Source organism: Helicobacter sp. 11S02596-1 (assembly GCF_002272825.1).
Lineage (GTDB): Bacteria > Campylobacterota > Campylobacteria > Campylobacterales > Helicobacteraceae > Helicobacter_J.
This window is the reverse complement of the sequence record NZ_MLAM01000009.1, coordinates 1-16,859: the sequence shown is the minus strand read 5'-3', so window position 1 is coordinate 16,859 and position 16,859 is coordinate 1. Positions and strand designations below refer to the sequence as shown.

At 41.7% G+C, this 16,859-nt stretch carries 18 protein-coding genes; 17 read left to right on the top strand and 1 reads right to left on the bottom strand.

All coding sequences use genetic code 11. The features are described 5' to 3' along the window. Positions 1–3 precede the first annotated feature (3 nt). A complete protein-coding gene (locus BJI48_RS06500; RefSeq protein ID WP_095333168.1) occupies positions 4–1,239 on the top strand; it encodes a cytochrome bc complex cytochrome b subunit in 1,236 nt (411 codons plus the stop codon). Further along, positions 1,236–2,093 (top strand): c-type cytochrome, encoded by an 858-nt coding sequence (locus tag BJI48_RS06495; protein WP_095333166.1) that lies wholly within the window; start codon positions 1,236–1,238, stop codon positions 2,091–2,093. The genes BJI48_RS06500 and BJI48_RS06495 overlap by 4 nt, the downstream gene beginning before the upstream one ends. A 183-nt stretch (positions 2,094–2,276) precedes the next feature. On the opposite strand, the gene thrC is transcribed toward BJI48_RS06495, so the two are convergent. Then, a complete protein-coding gene (gene thrC / locus BJI48_RS06490) occupies positions 2,277–3,824 on the bottom strand; it encodes a threonine synthase (protein ID WP_095333164.1) in 1,548 nt (515 codons plus the stop codon). Positions 3,825–3,947: 123 nt separating this feature from the next. Here thrC and BJI48_RS06485 point away from each other — a divergent pair, with 123 nt between their 5' ends. The 15 genes from BJI48_RS06485 (at position 3,948) to BJI48_RS06415 (ending at position 16,717) form a co-directional block, all read left to right on the top strand. After that, positions 3,948–4,157 carry a hypothetical protein gene (locus BJI48_RS06485; RefSeq protein WP_095333162.1) on the top strand — a complete coding sequence of 70 codons (210 nt, stop codon included), beginning with the start codon at positions 3,948–3,950 and terminating at the stop codon, positions 4,155–4,157. Then, on the top strand, positions 4,158–5,171 hold the full coding sequence (locus tag BJI48_RS06480; protein ID WP_095333160.1) for an NADH:flavin oxidoreductase/NADH oxidase: 1,014 nt from the start codon (positions 4,158–4,160) through the stop codon (positions 5,169–5,171). It abuts the gene before it with no gap. A gap of 14 nt (positions 5,172–5,185) precedes the next feature. Then, positions 5,186–6,556, top strand: a complete 1,371-nt coding sequence (locus BJI48_RS06475) for a potassium transporter TrkG (RefSeq protein WP_095333158.1) — start codon at positions 5,186–5,188, stop codon at positions 6,554–6,556. Further along, positions 6,553–7,242: a TrkA family potassium uptake protein gene (locus BJI48_RS06470; protein ID WP_095333156.1), complete on the top strand. Its 690-nt coding sequence runs from the start codon at positions 6,553–6,555 to the stop codon at positions 7,240–7,242. Before BJI48_RS06475 ends, BJI48_RS06470 begins: the two co-directional genes overlap by 4 nt. A gap of 59 nt (positions 7,243–7,301) precedes the next feature. Beyond that, positions 7,302–7,676, top strand: coding sequence for a hypothetical protein (locus BJI48_RS06465; RefSeq protein ID WP_095333154.1), 375 nt, complete (start codon positions 7,302–7,304; stop codon positions 7,674–7,676). 28 nt (positions 7,677–7,704) lie between these two features. After that, a complete protein-coding gene (locus tag BJI48_RS06460; RefSeq protein ID WP_095333152.1) occupies positions 7,705–8,373 on the top strand; it encodes a response regulator transcription factor in 669 nt (222 codons plus the stop codon). Further along, positions 8,364–9,587 (top strand): HAMP domain-containing protein, encoded by a 1,224-nt coding sequence (locus BJI48_RS06455; RefSeq protein ID WP_095333150.1) that lies wholly within the window; start codon positions 8,364–8,366, stop codon positions 9,585–9,587. The genes BJI48_RS06460 and BJI48_RS06455 overlap by 10 nt, the downstream gene beginning before the upstream one ends. 105 nt (positions 9,588–9,692) lie before the next feature. Next, entirely contained in the window at positions 9,693–12,299 is a 2,607-nt protein-coding gene (locus BJI48_RS06450; RefSeq protein WP_095333148.1) for an HD domain-containing phosphohydrolase, read from the top strand. Positions 12,300–12,302: 3 nt separating this feature from the next. Further along, positions 12,303–12,695 carry a LysR family transcriptional regulator gene (locus BJI48_RS06445; RefSeq protein WP_095333146.1) on the top strand — a complete coding sequence of 131 codons (393 nt, stop codon included), beginning with the start codon at positions 12,303–12,305 and terminating at the stop codon, positions 12,693–12,695. 33 nt (positions 12,696–12,728) lie between these two features. After that, positions 12,729–13,466, top strand: coding sequence for a molybdate ABC transporter substrate-binding protein (gene modA / locus BJI48_RS06440; protein WP_095333144.1), 738 nt, complete (start codon positions 12,729–12,731; stop codon positions 13,464–13,466). Further along, positions 13,459–13,851, top strand: coding sequence for a TOBE domain-containing protein (locus tag BJI48_RS06435; RefSeq protein WP_095333142.1), 393 nt, complete (start codon positions 13,459–13,461; stop codon positions 13,849–13,851). Before modA ends, BJI48_RS06435 begins: the two co-directional genes overlap by 8 nt. Further along, complete coding sequence (gene modB / locus BJI48_RS06430) at positions 13,844–14,527, top strand: molybdate ABC transporter permease subunit (RefSeq protein ID WP_095333140.1); 684 nt, start codon at positions 13,844–13,846, stop codon at positions 14,525–14,527. Before BJI48_RS06435 ends, modB begins: the two co-directional genes overlap by 8 nt. After that, positions 14,524–15,390 carry an ATP-binding cassette domain-containing protein gene (locus BJI48_RS06425; protein ID WP_095333138.1) on the top strand — a complete coding sequence of 289 codons (867 nt, stop codon included), beginning with the start codon at positions 14,524–14,526 and terminating at the stop codon, positions 15,388–15,390. The genes modB and BJI48_RS06425 overlap by 4 nt, the downstream gene beginning before the upstream one ends. A gap of 66 nt (positions 15,391–15,456) precedes the next feature. Then, complete coding sequence (locus tag BJI48_RS06420; RefSeq protein ID WP_095333136.1) at positions 15,457–16,119, top strand: LPP20 family lipoprotein; 663 nt, start codon at positions 15,457–15,459, stop codon at positions 16,117–16,119. After that, positions 16,076–16,717 (top strand): hypothetical protein, encoded by a 642-nt coding sequence (locus tag BJI48_RS06415; RefSeq protein ID WP_257874427.1) that lies wholly within the window; start codon positions 16,076–16,078, stop codon positions 16,715–16,717. The genes BJI48_RS06420 and BJI48_RS06415 overlap by 44 nt, the downstream gene beginning before the upstream one ends. The last annotated feature ends 142 nt before the right edge of the window (positions 16,718–16,859 follow it).

Sequence of the window (16,859 nt, the reverse complement as noted above, 5' to 3'; positions counted from 1 at the left end):
GAAATGGCAGAAATCAAAAAAGCAGATGGGCTGATAGACTGGTTGGATCAGAGGTTGGGCGTCAAAAAGCTCACAAAAGTCTTGATGACAGAATATTGGATTCCCAAAAATATAAATTTTTTATGGGCGATGGGCGTGGTTTTGACCGCATTATTTACGGTTCTTGTGATTTCAGGGATCTTTTTGTTAATGTATTACAAGCCAGACGCAAAAATGGCGTTTGATAGTGTGAATTACACGATTATGCAAGAGGTTGCTTATGGGTGGCTTTGGAGACATATCCACGCTGTAGCAGCGAGTATGATATTTGTGATTATCTATATCCATATGTTTGTAGCTATTTATTATGGTTCTTACAAAAATGGCAGGGAGATGATTTGGGTTAGCGGTATGCTACTCTTTGTTGTCTTTTCTGCGGAGGCTTTTAGTGGGTATATGTTGCCTTGGGGGCAGATGAGTTATTGGGCTGCTACGGTTATCACCAATCTTTTTGGTGGTATTCCTTTTATCGGTGCTGATGTTGTCGAGTGGATTCGGGGCAATTATGTTGTTGCCGATGCGACTTTGACGCGATTTTTTATGCTCCACGTGTTTTTGTTGCCAGTGGTGATTATGCTCCTTATCGTGGTGCATTTCTATTCGCTCCGTATCCCTCACGTTAATAACGAATATGGCGAAGTTCTTGATTTTGAAGCTGAAGAAAAAAAATACCTTGAGGGCAAGAAAAAAGAATCCAAAGTCATTCCATTTTGGCCTGTATTCCTCTCAAAAGATATTTTTGTCATCTGCACATTTATGATATTTTTCTTTTATTTGGTTTGTTATCATTATGATTTTGCGATGGATCCGGTGAATTTCGACCCCGCCGATAGCCTCAAAACCCCAACACATATTTATCCGGAGTGGTATTTCTTGTGGAGTTATGAGGTGCTAAGAGGATTTTTCTTCAGTGCGGATTTGGGCTTGATTGCTTTTGGTATCGCCCAGGTGATATTTTTCTTCTTGCCCTGGCTTGATCGGAGTTCAAAGGTTGCTCCCGCCCATCAAAGAGGCACATTTTTGATTTGGTTTTGGCTCTTGGTGTTGGATTTGATCGTCTTGACAATTTATGGCAAGTTACCTCCTGAGGGGATAAATATTTACATTGGTTTTGTGGCTTCGATTGTGTTTTTGGTTTTGCTCCTCATTGTGTTGCCTATCATTACCATTGCTGAAAGAAAAAAAGGAGGTGTTCAATGAGAGAGTTTAAAATCCTTGTTCTTTTGGTGGTTGTGATTGGTGTGATTTATTGGGGTGTAGAGCCTTTGGCGCATTCGATTATGCACCCAAAAGTTGCCCCTGCTGATTATGCTTTTAGCGATCTTGAAAAGATTGATTTGAGTAATGGCGATGCCCAAAAAGGTAAAGCGCTTGTAGAAGAAAATTGCACCGCTTGCCATAGTATCGAGTCTCAAAATATCCCTGCTCCGATGGATAATGCCTCTGCTGCACAATCTTATGGTGTTGTCCCTCCTGATCTTTCCGATGCTGGGGCGGTATTTGACCATAACTTTTTGGCTAATTTCATCAAAGATCCCATCAAGGCAGCCAAGCTTACCCATAAATTTGGTGATGCTAATCCCTATCCAATGCCTGCGTATGACTGGATGAGTAATGAGGATATTTCTAATATCGTGGCATATCTTGCTTCTATCGCTCCAAAAGAGCTTAGCGATAAGCAGGTTTTTGCTCAAGCGTGCCAACGATGCCATAGTGTTGATTATGACAATACGCACGCCCTCACACCAGCAGAGGATTTGCAAAAATATTTGGGGGCAAAAGCACCGGATTTGTCGATGATGATTCGCAGTCGTGGCGAACATACCCTTAGTATCTTTATCAATGACCCCCAAAAGACACTTCCTGGCACATCAATGCCTCGTGTAGGATTGGATGAAAAAGCAGAAAAACAAGTCATCGACTATCTCCAAAAAGTCGGCGATAGCAAAAAGCCTGAAAGGGATGCTTTGGGTATCAAGATTATGATATTCTTTGCGGTGATGGCATTGCTTGCGTATGCTTGGAAAAGGAGAATCTGGAAAGATCTCCACTGACCTAAAAATGGGAGGCTTGCTCTCCCTAAAAGTGTTGGATTGCATAATATGTGATTGATTTTTTGAAACTCTTGGATTTTCTAGGGGTTTCTTGATAGTTTTTTACAGATTCTTTTTATACTTAATTTATATCCCGTGCTTCACAGGCTTAAGCCTTGTGATCGCACTTTCTTCGTCATATTTTTATCCCTCTATAGTCTTATCTTCAAGCCAGCTAAGGATATGTGATTTGATAGCATTTTGATCCAAAACTTCATTATGGATAATAGGTTTGGAAAATAGTTGCTCGATTGTATCAGGAACGGCGATATTTTTTGCAATGCCTTTGGGCTTGCTTTCATCAATATTATTCGCATTTTGGCAGGTTTGTTTTTGCATCCATTCAATGGCTTCTTTGTCGCTGAAGTTTTTATCAAAAATCGCTTGGGTGATCGTGGGGGCAAATTTTGTCCATTCGGCTGTGGAGCAGATGATAGTAGGGGAATGCGAGCAAAACTCTTTGGCAGCTTTGAGTGCGGTTGCGGTATGGGGATCGAGCAAATAGCCCGCCTCAAAAGATTCTTTGATGGTTTCGCAGCATTTTTTATCGGTGCAAAATGTAGCCGAAAAATGCGTTTGAAGTGTCGCAAGCTCTTTTGCGCTGAGTTGGTAATAGGATTTATTTTCCAAGCTTTCCATCAATTCACGTGTGCGATTTGAACCAAAAAGGGCAAATAAAACCCTCTCGATATTCGAACTTTTCAAAATATCCATCGCAGGGGATGTCGTTTTGATGAGGGATTTGTTGGTGATGTCATAAACCCCTGTTTGGATAAATTCGCTCAAGATATTGTTTGCATTTGAAGCGATGATGATTTTTTCGATCGGCAACCCCATCATCTTGGCATAAAACGCCCCGAGAGCATTGCCAAAATTCCCGCTAGGCACGATGATTTGAATCTTTTTATCAAAATTCCCCGCATTGTTTGGGGCGATTTTTTCGCTTTTAATAACTTGCAAATAACCCCAGATATGATAGATGATTTGGAATGCAATGCGTCCGAAATTCACAGAATTTGCAGCAGATAAAAGGATTTGTTTTTCATTCAGCGCGGTTTTGAACGCCTCATCTTTGAGTAGGGATTTCAGAATACTTTGGGCATCATCAAAATTGCCTTTTATGGCTAGGACTTTGAGATTTTTCGCATTTTGGGTGGTCATTTGGAGGGCTTGCACATCGCTTGTCCCTCCCTTGGGATACAAGCAAACCACAGCGATGTTTTTTTGGTTCGCAAAGCTTTCAAGTGTCGCAGGTCCGGTATCCCCGCTAGTGGCAGCAAGGATGAGGTATTTTTTGTTTCTCTTAAGGGCAAGCTTAGAAAACACCACACCAAAGGGCTGGAGAGCCATATCTTTAAACGCCCGTGTGGGGCCGTGATAGAGTTCTTGCACATAAAGATTTTCTTTGATTTTTACCAATGGTGCGGGGTTAGTGGGATCATCAAAATGCCTATAACGCCCAATCGCGCTATCCAATATATCCCCATCAAGCGTGATATTAAGTGCAGAAAAGATATGTTTGAGAAGCTCGGCATAATCGAGATTAACCAAAGAAGAAAAATCGACTTGTGGGATATGCTCCAATGTGTATAAACCACCAAAAGAAGCCCCTGGATTTAAAATCACATCTTCAAAATCTGCTTTTTGGGGGTGGAAATTATCACTCCCACGAGTTTGTATAAAATTATTCATCATTAGCCTTATGCGGGATTTGAAATTTTTGCGATTTTAACAAAATATAACATTTTATGATAGAGTGTTTTTCAATATTTTACATCAATAGCCAAATGGTGACCGACTGGTAAAAGGCAAAATATGGATTTTCAGTATAAATTGATGATGTTTGGGTTTTCAGCATTGTGTGAGGATATTAGCGAGGTGGAGCAACGCCTCAGGCAGATTCCTATCCAGCGAGCAGAAGCGGAGACACTGGAGCAATGCTATCTTATTGATCTTAAAAGTGGTGAAAAATTTGATGTGGTTTATAATGAAAAAGGTTTTTATATCCGATATGAGGAAGTCTAGATGAAAAATACATTATTTTCTGAATGGAAAATCAAAAATCTAACGCTAAAAAATCGTGTCGTGATGGCGCCAATGGACCAATACAGCGCCACCGATGGGATGGCAAATGCGTGGCATTACACCCATTATCTCACCCGTGCTATCGGGCAAGTGGGCTTGATTATTATCGAGGCGAGTGCGGTTTCTAAGGCAGGCAGGATTTCCCCAGAGGATTTGGGTATTTGGAGTGATGAGCATATTGCAGGGTTGGCTTCTATTGTCAGTGCTTGCCATCAATATGGTGCCAAAATGGCGATACAAATCGGGCATTCAGGCAGGAAATGCGAGTGCGAGGGCGAAGAGGTGATCGCCCCTTCAGCACTGGCTTTTTCGCCCACATCAAAAACGCCAAGAGAGATGACGCAAAACGATATTAAAGCTGTGATTAAAGATTTTGAACACGCCGGTATGCGGGCTGTGAAAGCCGGATTTGACGCTATTGAAATCCACGCAGCCCACGGCTATCTTATCAGCGAATTTTTATCCCCACTTTCCAATCAACGCACCGATGAGTATGGCAAGGATAGGGTGCGATTTTTAAAAGAGATTTTAGAGGCGTTGCGTAGCGTTTTGCCACAAGATTTCCCGATTTTATTGCGTATTTCTGCACGGGATTATCACAAAGACGGCAATGACGTGATGGATTTTATCGATTTGCTCTCACCCATCAAAGATTTGTTTGATGTTTTGGATGTCAGCACGGGTGGGGTGATTGAGACAGATATTAAAGTGTATCCGGGCTATCAAATCGAACCCGCTCGCATTCTCAAGGAAGCCCTTGGGGTTGATTGTATCGGCGGGGGATTGATAACTGAAGCGAAAATGGCACAACGGCTGGTAAAATCGGGTGCTGTGGATGCGGTATTTTTGGCAAGGGAGCTTTTGAAAAACCCTTATTGGGCGATTCAAGCCGGGCTTAGCTTGGGTGAAGAGATTAGCTTGCCTCGCCAATATGAGCGAGCAAGGTATCTGTAAAAAATGGATTTTTTATGCGCCTAAAAAGTATTAGGATACTCCTTTTTACCTATATTGGTATTGCCCTGGTAGGGGCTTTGTTTTTGATGAGTAGCTTTGCTCATCACGGGCATATCACATTTTCGGATGCCTTTTTTACGGCTGTTTCTGCTTTTACTTGCACCGGGCTTATTGTCAAGGATACGGCTTTGGATTTTACGCCATTAGGTCAAGGGGTGATTTTGATTTTGATCCAAATGGGTGGGTTTGGCTATATGACGATGATCGGGCTGTTGTATGTGTTTTTTCGCAAAAAGCTCACTCGAGGTGAAAAAGACTTGCTTAAAGAGGTCTTGAGCCATTATTCTTATGATGGGCTGATTGATTTTATCAAAAAAATTTTTATTTATGTGGTAGTGATTGAGAGCATTGGGGCGGTGATTTTGAGTGTGGATTTTTCTAGGCGCTTTGGGGCAGAGGGGATTTGGTTTGGGATTTTTCATTCGATTTCAGCGTTTAATAATGCGGGTTTTTCGTTGTTTTCGACAAATTTGGCAGATTTTAGAAAAGATGTGATTGTCAATCTCGTGATTTGCCTGCTGATTATTTTGGGCGGGTTGGGTTATATTGTTTTGGTTGAGCTAAATTTTTTGATCCGTCAAAAAATCATCCAGACATTTTTTCTTCGGTTTTTTCCTAATACGGATTCTAAAATCCGCCTTTCTCTCCATCTAAAAATCGTCCTTTCAGGGACAGCGATTCTCATAGTCTTAGGGATGGTAATGCTTTTGGTTTTTGAATGGCATAATGCTAAGACTTTTGAGAGCTTTTCTTTGCCTGAGAAGATTCTTGCGGCGTTTTTTACTTCGGTAAATTACCGCACGGCTGGATTTAATACCATCGATTTGGGGGCATTGAGCGATTCGAGTTTGTTTTTTTCTGTGCTGTTGATGATAGTTGGTGGCGCACCTGGTGGCACAGCCGCAGGGATAAAAATCACGGTTGCAGCGATTTTGCTGGCATTTTGCCGTGCGATCTTGACGCATTCAAAAACACGGCTTTTTAATCGGGGCATTGATGAAAACAATGTCCAAAAAGCCATCACGATTTTTTTGATTGCGTGTATTTATATCTTGGGGGCGAGTTTTCTTTTGAGTATGACAGAGCCTGCAGAAAAATACTTGCCCATTATGTTTGAGGTGGGTTCAGCATTTGCCACCGTGGGCGTTTCTACGGGGAATGGCGGGACACTTAGCTTGAGTGCGCATTTTAATGATTTTTCAAAATTTATCATTATGTTGCTGATGATTTCGGGAAAAATCGGCATATTGGGATTCTCACTGGCACTCTTTAGCGCCCCAAAACGCCATCGGGTAGAACTCATTACAGAAAAGGTCAGATTATGAAAAAAAGTTATGCAGTCATTGGGCTAGGAAAATTTGGGTCTTATATTGCAAAAGGGCTGGCAGTTGAGGGCGAAAATGTCATCGTTTGTGATAATACCAAAGAGAATTTTAGGGATTTGCAAGATAGTATTGAGGATCTATACGTGTTGGATTCTACCGATAAGCTTGCCCTGGAAGAAGCGGGTGTTATTGAGCTTGATATGGTGATTGTGAGTATCGGGGAGAATGTCGAGGCTTCTATTTTGACCCTGATGGCTTTGCGAGAACTTGGCAATAAAACCATCATCGCCAAAGCCATCAGCCCGATTCACGGGCAGATATTGCTAAAAATCGGCGCAGATAGGGTGATCTACCCTGAAAAAGAAGTTGCCAACCGCTTGCTAGCAGAGCTAATAAGCAACAAAGCTGAGGTCAGCATTATTAGTGAGGATCTCAAGATGTGTAAAATGATTGCTGGGAATACGTTTGGCAAAAGAACGATTGAAGAAATCCAAAAAGGCAATCTGGAAGTCAAAGGGCAAATCCCAACAGAGGGTGAAATCAAAGTCGTTGGTATCAAATCTGAAGACAACTGGAAGCTGAGTTTTAATCTCAATGATGAGGTTTGCAATGAAGATTTTTTGGTATTTGTGGGTAATAATGCCAAGATTGATTTTTATGTGAAATTAAAATCCCTGAATAATTGACAAAATATATAAGCTTACTGATTATAATTTTTTGGAAAAATATCCCATAGAGGTTTGCGATGAAAAAAATCTTTTTTTGCTTGTTTTTTGTCGGTAGTTTTTTGCTTGCAGATAGTTGGCGGGATCTCAATGAACTCCACAAAGACCTTAAAGAAGTGGGTTTGAGCCATAAACAAGAAAAAGAGGTGAAAAAACTTTTTAAAGAATACCACCACGATCTCAAAGAATGGTGGCATAATAATGAAAAAGCCGATGCGATGATGATGCAACTTTTTGTCAAAAATGAACTTGATACCAAAGAAATTGCCAATAAGATGAAAACCATTCACGATAGAAAAATCGAGCTGGATTTAAATTTTTTAAAAGATTTGCACGCCATTTTAAATGAGGAACAAAGGAGTAAAATATCCAAGGATTTTGGGGAAGAAGATTAAGAAAGGGAAGATTGACAAAGGAAATGAAATGGGAAAATTGTTATTGATCGAAGATGATTTGGAAATGCAAGGATTGATAAAGACCTACCTTGAGCAGGCAAAATTTGAGGTTTTGGCTACGGATTTGCCTAGCAAAGCGATCGCATTACTCAAAGAAAATTCTGGCAATGTGGATTTGGTGATCTTGGATTTGACATTGCCTGAAATGGATGGCTTTGAGCTTTGCAAGAAGATTAGAGGTGTTTCGCAAGTTCCCATTATTATTTCTACAGCCAGAGGCGATATTTACAATAAAATCCAGGGTTTTGAAAAAGGCGCTGATGATTATCTTGCCAAGCCTTACGAGCCTGCTGAACTCATTGCCCGAATCAATGCGATGTTACGCAGATTCAAGCCAAAAGAAATGGTATTTGATGATTTGTCTATCAATATCCAAAAGCGTGAAGCTCGATTGGGCGATAAGCTTGTGGATTTAACCAATACCGAGTTTGATATTTTGATATTTTTGATCGAAAACAGACTTCACCCTGTCTCCAGGGAAGCCATAGCCAACACCATCAATGCGATTCACGAAGATAGCTTGCTCCGGAGTATCGATACCCACGTGCGTAACCTACGGGCAAAACTGGGTGATAATGCCAAAGAACCCAAATTCATCCAATCAGTCTGGGGGATAGGTTATAAATTTTGTTTATAGCTAACCTGCGTGTCAAATTCAGTATCTTGTTTGCGATGGCATTTTTGTTTGTCATTGGATTGTGGTATCAGACCGATAAAATCATTGCCGAAAAGCAAAATGAGCGTATCAAGAACGAAACAATGCTATTTATCCAAAGTATCTTGCCAAACTACACCACAGGCAATCTCAATGCCGTGATGTTGGCGGTAAGAAAATTCGGCTATACCCGTTTGCAAGAAATGCCCCAAGCGTTTAAAATCATCGAAGCGAGAAATGATGATATGCTCGGCATAAAAATCTTTCGCACGGACAAAAAAATCGGCTTTGGTGTGAATTATTTTGGCGATACATTTGTTGTTGTCAAAAATATCGAAACCGATTTTTGGGAGGCAAACCGCCTCAAGGTATTTTTCTTGCCTATTATATTGATTTTGGCGATTCTTTATATCATCTTTTTTACTCTCCTCACCCCGCTCAATAAGCTAAGCTATGCCATCAAAGAATTTGCCAAAGGCAAATATGACCGCAGTTTGGCGACTGATCGCAAAGATGAGATTGGCGATTTGATACGGGCGTTTAATTTTATGGGTGATAAGATTTACAAAATGCTTAAAAGCAGGGAGCTGATTTTGCGCAATATCGGGCACGAGCTCAAAACCCCCTTGGCAAAAATGAAGCTATTATTAGCCCTAGAAAAAAACAAAACCAAAGAATTAAAAAAGCTAGAACATTATGTCTTGGATATGCAAAAAATCTCGGACAATATGCTTGAGTTTGAACGGGTCAATAGCGGGAATATCATCATCGCTAATGAAGAGTTTTTGAGCGAAACATTGATATTTGAAGCGCTTTCGAGCTTTTTTGATGAAGAACATCGTATCGAAGTAAATTTTGGCAAAAATTTCATTGTTCGTGGGGATTTACGGCTTTTATCCATTGCGGTAAAAAATCTCATTGAAAACGCCCTCAAATACACCAAAGATGAAAAAATAATGATCGAATGCCTCCAAGATAAAGTTATCGTCAAAAATAAAGGCGACAAACTCGAACACGAAATTAGCTATTATTTAGAACCATTTTGTCGGGATGTTTCCCAGATGGCAATCAGCGGGCACGGGCTGGGGCTTTCTATCGTGAGTGAAATCCTCTCACTCCATCGCTACCAGCTCGAATACGCCTATGTTGATGGTTACCATATTTTTAGCATTTTATTCGTAACGCTCAAAAATTGATTGATATTTTTTAAGTTTTAGATATAATTTTTCTACCAAACAGAAAATATTTTTGGTATTTTTTATAAAATTAATGATTATGCCCCCCCCCCCTAAGGAAAAGTCTTGAGATTAGTAAATATTATTTTTAAAGATAAAAAACAGCTTCAAGTTGCATTGGAATCCCACCAAATCCATTCGGGTGCGAAAGAAAAATATTTTATACAGGTTTTTGGTCCTTTGGGGCGTGAGATGTCTGAATATTTGATCGATGTGTTGAATGAGCTTCTCCCTGGTTGTGAGATTTTGCTTGCCTCAAGTTGCCATCAAGCATTTGAATTTAAGGTCTTGAGCGAAATTTGTTTGGGGATTTCTTGTTTTTGTCATTCTGATGTCAAGACCGCCTATTTCCCTGCCGAGCTTGAAGAAACCCAGATGGCTACAGCCGTGATCTCAGAACTCATCACCAAAAGAACAAAACTTTTGATCGTATTTATCGAATATTTCAGCGTTTCTGGCGAGGTGTTTTTGAATGAAATCTTCCGCCTTGCCCCAAATCTGGTCGTGTGTGGTGGGAAAGCTGCAGGGAGCAACATCAAAGCCACCCGCACGCTTATTGGCAACACACAGGGTGTTTATGTTGATGGGCTGGTGTGTGCTGTTATTGATTCAGATGTCTTGAATATCCAAAACAGCTATATTTTTGGCTGGCGTCCCATCGGATTGCGTTTTGAGGTAACCAAATCGTTTCAAAATGTTGTCTATGAAATCAATCACACCCCCATCAAAGAGATTTATGGGCATTATCTTGGGGAAAATGCGCTTGATGATTTGGGTAAAACCGGCTGGAATTTTCCTTTTGTGCTTGAAGATAGCGAGGGCAATCTCATCGGCAGGGTGTTAGACAAGGTCCAAGATGATGGCGGGATTTCGTTTTTGGGTATCATCCCTGAGGGTGCGTCGGTGAAATTTTCATTTGGCTTTCTTGAAAATGTCAAAAAAGATTTGATGTTCGAAGACGCCCATCGCCCCAAAAACTCCCAAGCGATTTATATGTATTCATCTGTCGGGCGGATTTCATTTTTGGGCTTAGAGGGCATTAATGAGCTTTTGAATGCCTTTACGGATACTGATTGTGTGTGCGGGTTTTTTACATTTGGAGAAATCTATCATTTTGCCAAATCCAATGCGATGATGAATCTCGCCAATACACGGGTGATCTTGAGCGAAGAACCCTTTGATTTTAAGACCAACCAAGAAAATATGCAGATACAATGGAGCGAAGAATCTACGATTTTAAATACCATCACGCATTTATCTGAAGTAACTTCTCGGGAGCTTGATGTCGCAAGTGGTTCGCTAAAAAGCTACAAAGACCTTATCACCGAAGCAATGCAATATATCGAAATCAACAAAGACCTCAAAATCACTGATGTCAATGATCGCATATGCGAGGTTTCTGGCTACCCACGAGAGCAACATATAGGCAAAAATGTTTTGGAATTTTTGAATGCAGAAATGGGGCATTATACCCTCAATGAAATCGTCCCAACACTCCAAAGAAATGGCATTTGGAGTGGCAAGATGAGCCATATTCGGGCTGATGGGAGTTTGTATTATACCAATACGTTTGTGAAAGCTGTTTTTGATAATAAGCGCCAAATCCTCTCTTATATCGTGGGTGAAATCGATCGCACCGATGAAGAGATGAGGCAAAGACGGCTTGAAAACGATGTGAAACTCCTCCAGTATTCTGATGAAGAAAAGCAATATCTATTGAGCCAATATGAAAATTTCATCGATGGTAGCCAGATACTTTTCCGTTTGGATTTACAGCGCAATTTTATCTATACCAACCCGGCGTTTTTGGAGGTTTTTGGCTTTGAGTCTCACGAGGTTTTGGGGAGAAATCTTTATGAATTTTTAGATGATACCCAAAAGCAACAATTTTTAAACATCGGCAAAGCCTTGAATGAAAAAGGTATCTACAAAGGCGTTATTAGCTGGAGTCGCAATGATGGCGAGCGTTTTTATGTCAATGCTTTGGGGATGTATATTTATGACCTTGCGGGCAAGCCCCTTGAGATTATGGCAGCAGGGACAGATATTACTAAGATTGTCCAATCCCAAAAAGAAATCGAAAGCGTGCAAAAAGATATTATTTTTACGATGGGAACGATTTGTGAGGGCAAAAGCCGTGAAACAGGCAATCACATCAAGCGGGTGGCTGAATACTCCCAGCTCCTTGCAAAGCTCTATGGTTGCACATCGCAAGAACAAGAGCTTATTTATATCGCCTCGCCAATGCACGACATCGGCAAAATCGGTATTCCAGATTCTATCCTCAATAAGCCGGGCAAACTCACACCAGAAGAATTTGAGGTGATGAAAACGCACACGACATTGGGTGCAGAGATGTTGAAAGGCTCGAATCGTATTATTTTAGAGACTGCTTCTCAGATCGCTAGAAGCCATCACGAATGGTGGGGTGGCGGGGGCTATCCTGATAATCTTAGCGGGGAAGAAATCCCGCTTTTTGGTAGAATCACAGCGTTAGTCGATGTATTTGATGCCATCAGTAATGATCGGGTTTATAAAAAAGCTTGGCCTCTCTGTGATGTCATCACCTATATCCAAGACCTCAAAGGCAAGCAGTTCCAGCCTGAATTGGTGGATTTGTTTTTGGGGCATATTGATGATTTTTTGGTTATTAGCCACCATTATAAGGATTGAATAATGCAGATTTTTTTGCGTTTTTGGATAAAAAAAGATAATAAAAATTTCTTAGGAAAAGGCAAAGTAGAGCTTCTTGAGCATATCGGGGCGACAGGCTCGATTCTCAAAGCTGCTAAAAATATGAAAATGAGCTACAAAGCCGCTTGGGATAGTATTGATGGGATGAATCATCTTGCCAAAGAACCGATGGTCCAATCCAAGAGCGGGGGCAAAGGCGGGGGCGGAACGGTGCTAACTGCTGAAGCCCAAAAAGCATTAGCGGTTTTTAAGCACCTTGAATGCGTGATGGATAAGCTCCAAGCCCATCTGGGAGAAAGCCAAGATTTCGATGAATTGGAAAATAAAATCCTATCTTTGGAGGCAAAACTGGCGCCCTCTTCCATCGTTATATAAAATATTATATAATGAAACAAAAAGGAGATTGTTATGAAAAAAATATTTCTTGCGAGCTTATTGTTGGTTGGGGTGCTTTTTGGCAGGGAGATTCACGTCGCTGCAGCGGCAAATCTCGCTTATGCGCTTGGGGAGATTCAAAAAGAATTTTTGAGCACCCATCCAGGCGATAAGATCAATATTGGCTATTCTTCATCAGGCAAAGCTTACGCCCAGATTATTCAAGGTGCGCCGATTGATTTGTTTGTTTCTGCAGATAGGGAGTTCCCTCACAAGCTTTTTATGGAGGGCAAAACCCCACAAAAAGAAAAGGTCTATGCACAAGGCGTGCTGGTGCTTTGGAGTGCTGATCCTAAAATCAAAATCACTTCATTAGAAATGCTAACAGACAAAAACATCGTCCATATCGCTATCCCCAACCCCGAGCTTGCCCCTTATGGGCGTGCGGCTAAAGAAAGCTTGGAAAAAACCCATCTGGCTAGCAAGATAAAATCCAAACTTATTAATGCCTCATCGATCTCCCAAGCCCATCAATTTGTCGCTACTGGCAATGCCCAAGCGGGATTTGGTGCATTATCCTTGATAGACAAGCAAGATAAAAATGTCAGCTATATCTTGGTGGATAAATCCCTCTATGCCCCTATCGATCAAGCCTTAGTATTGACTGAACACGGCAAAGATAATGCCTTAGCCAAAGAGTTTGAAGCCTTTATTTTAAGCCCCAAAGCCCAAGCGATATTCAAAAAATATGGGTATATCGTGAATGAATAAAATCCCTTGTCAAGTCGCTTCTATCGCTTATGATGAGGGTATCGCATTTGTCAAGCTAGCATTTGGAAGCCACTATATTGCTGCGATGCTTTTAGGCGAGGGCGAGAGGCTAGCTAGCGGGCAAAAACTCAAAGCAGTTTTTAAAGAAAGCGAAGTGATGGTTTGCGATAAGAGTTATTCCAAAATCAGCGCCCGCAATCGTTTTGTCTCCAAGGTGCTAAAGACCGAAGTTTCTTCTGTGATTGCCCGTGTGATCTTTGAATTTGAAGGTTTAGAAATTTCTGCGCTCATCTCTGCAGAAGCTTATAATGAGCTTGGCATTGAGGTAGGTAAAACATTTGGCTGGTTTGTGAAATCCTCTGAAGTGATGCTTGAATATGTTTGATCCTGATTTTTTTCAAACGATGTATCTGACATTTATTCTCGCAGTGGTTACCACGCTCATTTTATTGCCTATTGGTATTGTTGCGGGGAATTATCTGGCGTTTTCTAAGGGGTGGTTTAAGACCATCTTAGAGACGCTTATTTGGATGCCTTTGATCTTGCCCCCAACGGTGCTGGGGTTTTATTTATTGCTGGCATTTTCGCCACGATTTGCTTTTGGGGAATTTTTGCAAAATGTTTTGGGAATCAAGCTCGTATTTAGCTTTTGGGGATTGGTGCTTGGGAGCGTGATTTTTTCTTTGCCCTTTATGGTAAATCCGATCAAAAGTGCGCTCATCTCACTCCCCATATCGCTCAAAGAAGCCAGCTATACGCTAGGGAAAGGCAAGGCTAGCACGTTATTTTTTGTTTTGTTGCCTAATATCAAGCCGAGCATTTTGATGGCGATGGTAACGACTTTTGCCCATACCATTGGGGAATTTGGCGTGGTGATGATGATTGGGGGAGATATCGCTGGAGAGACCCGAGTGGCGAGCATTGCGATTTATACCCAAGCAGAAGCGACAAATTATTCCTTAGCAAATCAATACGCTTTGAGTCTGTGTGTGGTGAGCTTTGCCCTTTTGTTTGCGGTGATTTTTATGAATAGAAAAACAGGCAGCAAGGGCGTGATATGATCGAGCTGGATTTTGAAAAAACACTCGATGGTAATCACGGCACATTCCTCTTGCAAGTCTCTCTGAAGCTCCCTAGAGGCAAGTTTTTTTCTATATTTGGCAAATCAGGGGCGGGGAAAACCACGATTTTGCGTATCTTATCAGGACTAGAAAATCCCGATAAGGGTAGGATTGTCGTTGGCAATCGGGTTTATTTTGATTCGCACAAGGGGTTCAATCTCCCCATCCAGCAAAGAAAAATCGGCTTTGTTTTTCAAAATTATGCCCTTTTCCCCCATCTGAATGTCTATGAAAATATCATTTTTGGGCATAGCGGGGATAAAACACGTATCGAAGAAGTGATGGCGTTGATGGAGCTTGATGGGCTATCAAAGAAAAAAATCACCGCCCTTTCTGGCGGGCAAGCCCAGCGAGTTGCCCTAGCACGGGCATTGGCGAGTTCTCCAGATATTTTGTTGCTTGATGAGCCCTTAAGTGCGCTTGATGGGGAAATGCGCTCCAAGCTCCAAGAGGAACTCAAACGTCTCATCGCCCATTTTGGTATCACAGCGTTTTTGGTTAGCCACGATTTAGGCGAGGTTTTTAAGCTTTCTGATGAGGTTATTTGCCTCCAAGATGGCAAGATTGCCAAGCGTGGCACGCCTGATGAGGTGTTTTTGAGCGACCGATTCAGTGCCAAACTCCAGATAAATGGCGAAATTCTCAAAATCACCCCACAATCTTTGATCACCATCGTTGATGTCTTGAGTAATGGTTCGATTGTCCGCATTGTGCTTGCACCGAGTGAGGCGAAACATTTTAGGGTAGGCGATTGTGTGGCTGTTGTTGCCAAAGCATTCAGCCCTTCTGTGGTATCATTATAAAATATTCCGACAAAGTTGGCACGCCTTTTGCTTAGAGAATGCCAAACAATATTTAAAGGATGTTTTATGACAAGAAGGTTATTGAACGGTTCGGCTTTTTTAGTAGCGACTATCGCATTGGCAGGGTGTAATTCATTGGTAAATCCCGGCGATGATACGAGCCTTATCCCGCCATCTGCAGTGTATCAACCTGGTGGTATTCAAGCACCTGTTTATCCGCCTACAGGTTTTAGTAATCCCAACCTAAACGCTGGCATTGGCTCAAACCCCAATATGCACCAAAATGATTACGCAAACCAAGCGCCATTGCCCGATACACGCTTTGATAACTCCAATGAATCGATCGCACCGAGAAACTCTGAGCCGATGATCCCTAATACACCTATCCTCACCCCAACCAATGTTATTGAGCTGAGTGCTGTAGGGATGGGTGTCGCCCCTGAATGGACCATCTCACCATCTCAAGCCCTAGCCCTTGCGAAGCGGGCTGCGATTGTTGATGCTTACAGGCAACTGGGCGAAAAAATGTATGGTATCCGTGTGAATGCCCAAGATACCGTGCGGGATATGGTGCTCCAAAACTCCACCATCAAGACAAAAGTCCAAGCACTCATCCGCAACGCTGAAATCACAGAGACCGTCTATAAAGATGGGCTATGCCAAGTCAGTATGGAACTCAAACTAGATGGCAGGGTATGGCATCGAGCCCTTAGCGGTGCTAATAGCTAAAATGCCTTTTTTAAACGCAATCTTTCGGCATTTCCCCGCATTCTTCGGGGCGGTGCTTCTCCCTATTTTTTTGGTCTCTTGTGCTTCTATGAGCGATTTTTTTACCAACAAGCCCCCCAAAGAGGTGCTTGAAAAGCAAGCCCGAGAAGCCCAAGAGGCAAAAGCCAAGCAACCACCCCCTGAGTTTAAACTCATCACCATCAAAACCCCGATGTTTCGCTTTTATGATTATGGTATTTTGCATACCCGCCCAGATGCCATTGAGCTTGAGCTTTTCAAGCTTGGCAGGAGTATCGGCTCTATCCGTATCGAAAAATCTAAAATCTGCTTTTTGAATGATTGTTACCGCAAATGGCCGGCTGCAAAAAATTTCTTTGGCAAGGTTAGCTATGGGGATTTGTTTGAAGATATTTTATTAGGAAAAGATATATTTGGGGGCATTGGCAAGGTTATTGGTCCAGATAACACGCTGATCCAGAGATTCCAAAAGAGTGGTGAGATTATTTTTTATGAACGCAAACCCGGGCATACGCTTTTTCGCAATATGAGCACGGGCGTTGTTATCGCGATTGATGATTATCAAGAGGACACACCTTAGAAAAATATTATGTTTTACTCGGTTTGTTAAGAACAAACCTGAAGACCGCTACATCTATTTTTTACTCGATTCACGTTGTGAATCTGAAGACCGCTACGCAGGGAATAAATCCCCGCTTCGCTCCTAAAGCACAGGGTTATTC

What these genes read in the sequence shown, in the direction of transcription:
- thrC (WP_095333164.1), bottom strand. Translation starts at nt 3,824, where the DNA reads ATGAATAATTTTATACAAACTCGTGGGAGTGATAATTTCCACCCCCAA.
- BJI48_RS06485 (WP_095333162.1), top strand. Translation starts at nt 3,948, where the DNA reads ATGGATTTTCAGTATAAATTGATGATGTTTGGGTTTTCAGCATTGTGT.
- BJI48_RS06460 (WP_095333152.1), top strand. Translation starts at nt 7,705, where the DNA reads ATGGGAAAATTGTTATTGATCGAAGATGATTTGGAAATGCAAGGATTG.
- BJI48_RS06480 (WP_095333160.1), top strand. Translation starts at nt 4,158, where the DNA reads ATGAAAAATACATTATTTTCTGAATGGAAAATCAAAAATCTAACGCTA.
- BJI48_RS06420 (WP_095333136.1), top strand. Translation starts at nt 15,457, where the DNA reads ATGACAAGAAGGTTATTGAACGGTTCGGCTTTTTTAGTAGCGACTATC.
- BJI48_RS06445 (WP_095333146.1), top strand. Translation starts at nt 12,303, where the DNA reads ATGCAGATTTTTTTGCGTTTTTGGATAAAAAAAGATAATAAAAATTTC.
- BJI48_RS06415 (WP_257874427.1), top strand. Translation starts at nt 16,076, where the DNA reads ATGGCAGGGTATGGCATCGAGCCCTTAGCGGTGCTAATAGCTAAAATG.
- BJI48_RS06495 (WP_095333166.1), top strand. Translation starts at nt 1,236, where the DNA reads ATGAGAGAGTTTAAAATCCTTGTTCTTTTGGTGGTTGTGATTGGTGTG.
- BJI48_RS06465 (WP_095333154.1), top strand. Translation starts at nt 7,302, where the DNA reads ATGAAAAAAATCTTTTTTTGCTTGTTTTTTGTCGGTAGTTTTTTGCTT.
- BJI48_RS06475 (WP_095333158.1), top strand. Translation starts at nt 5,186, where the DNA reads ATGCGCCTAAAAAGTATTAGGATACTCCTTTTTACCTATATTGGTATT.
- modB (WP_095333140.1), top strand. Translation starts at nt 13,844, where the DNA reads ATGTTTGATCCTGATTTTTTTCAAACGATGTATCTGACATTTATTCTC.
- BJI48_RS06500 (WP_095333168.1), top strand. Translation starts at nt 4, where the DNA reads ATGGCAGAAATCAAAAAAGCAGATGGGCTGATAGACTGGTTGGATCAG.
- BJI48_RS06470 (WP_095333156.1), top strand. Translation starts at nt 6,553, where the DNA reads ATGAAAAAAAGTTATGCAGTCATTGGGCTAGGAAAATTTGGGTCTTAT.
- BJI48_RS06425 (WP_095333138.1), top strand. Translation starts at nt 14,524, where the DNA reads ATGATCGAGCTGGATTTTGAAAAAACACTCGATGGTAATCACGGCACA.
- modA (WP_095333144.1), top strand. Translation starts at nt 12,729, where the DNA reads ATGAAAAAAATATTTCTTGCGAGCTTATTGTTGGTTGGGGTGCTTTTT.
- BJI48_RS06435 (WP_095333142.1), top strand. Translation starts at nt 13,459, where the DNA reads ATGAATAAAATCCCTTGTCAAGTCGCTTCTATCGCTTATGATGAGGGT.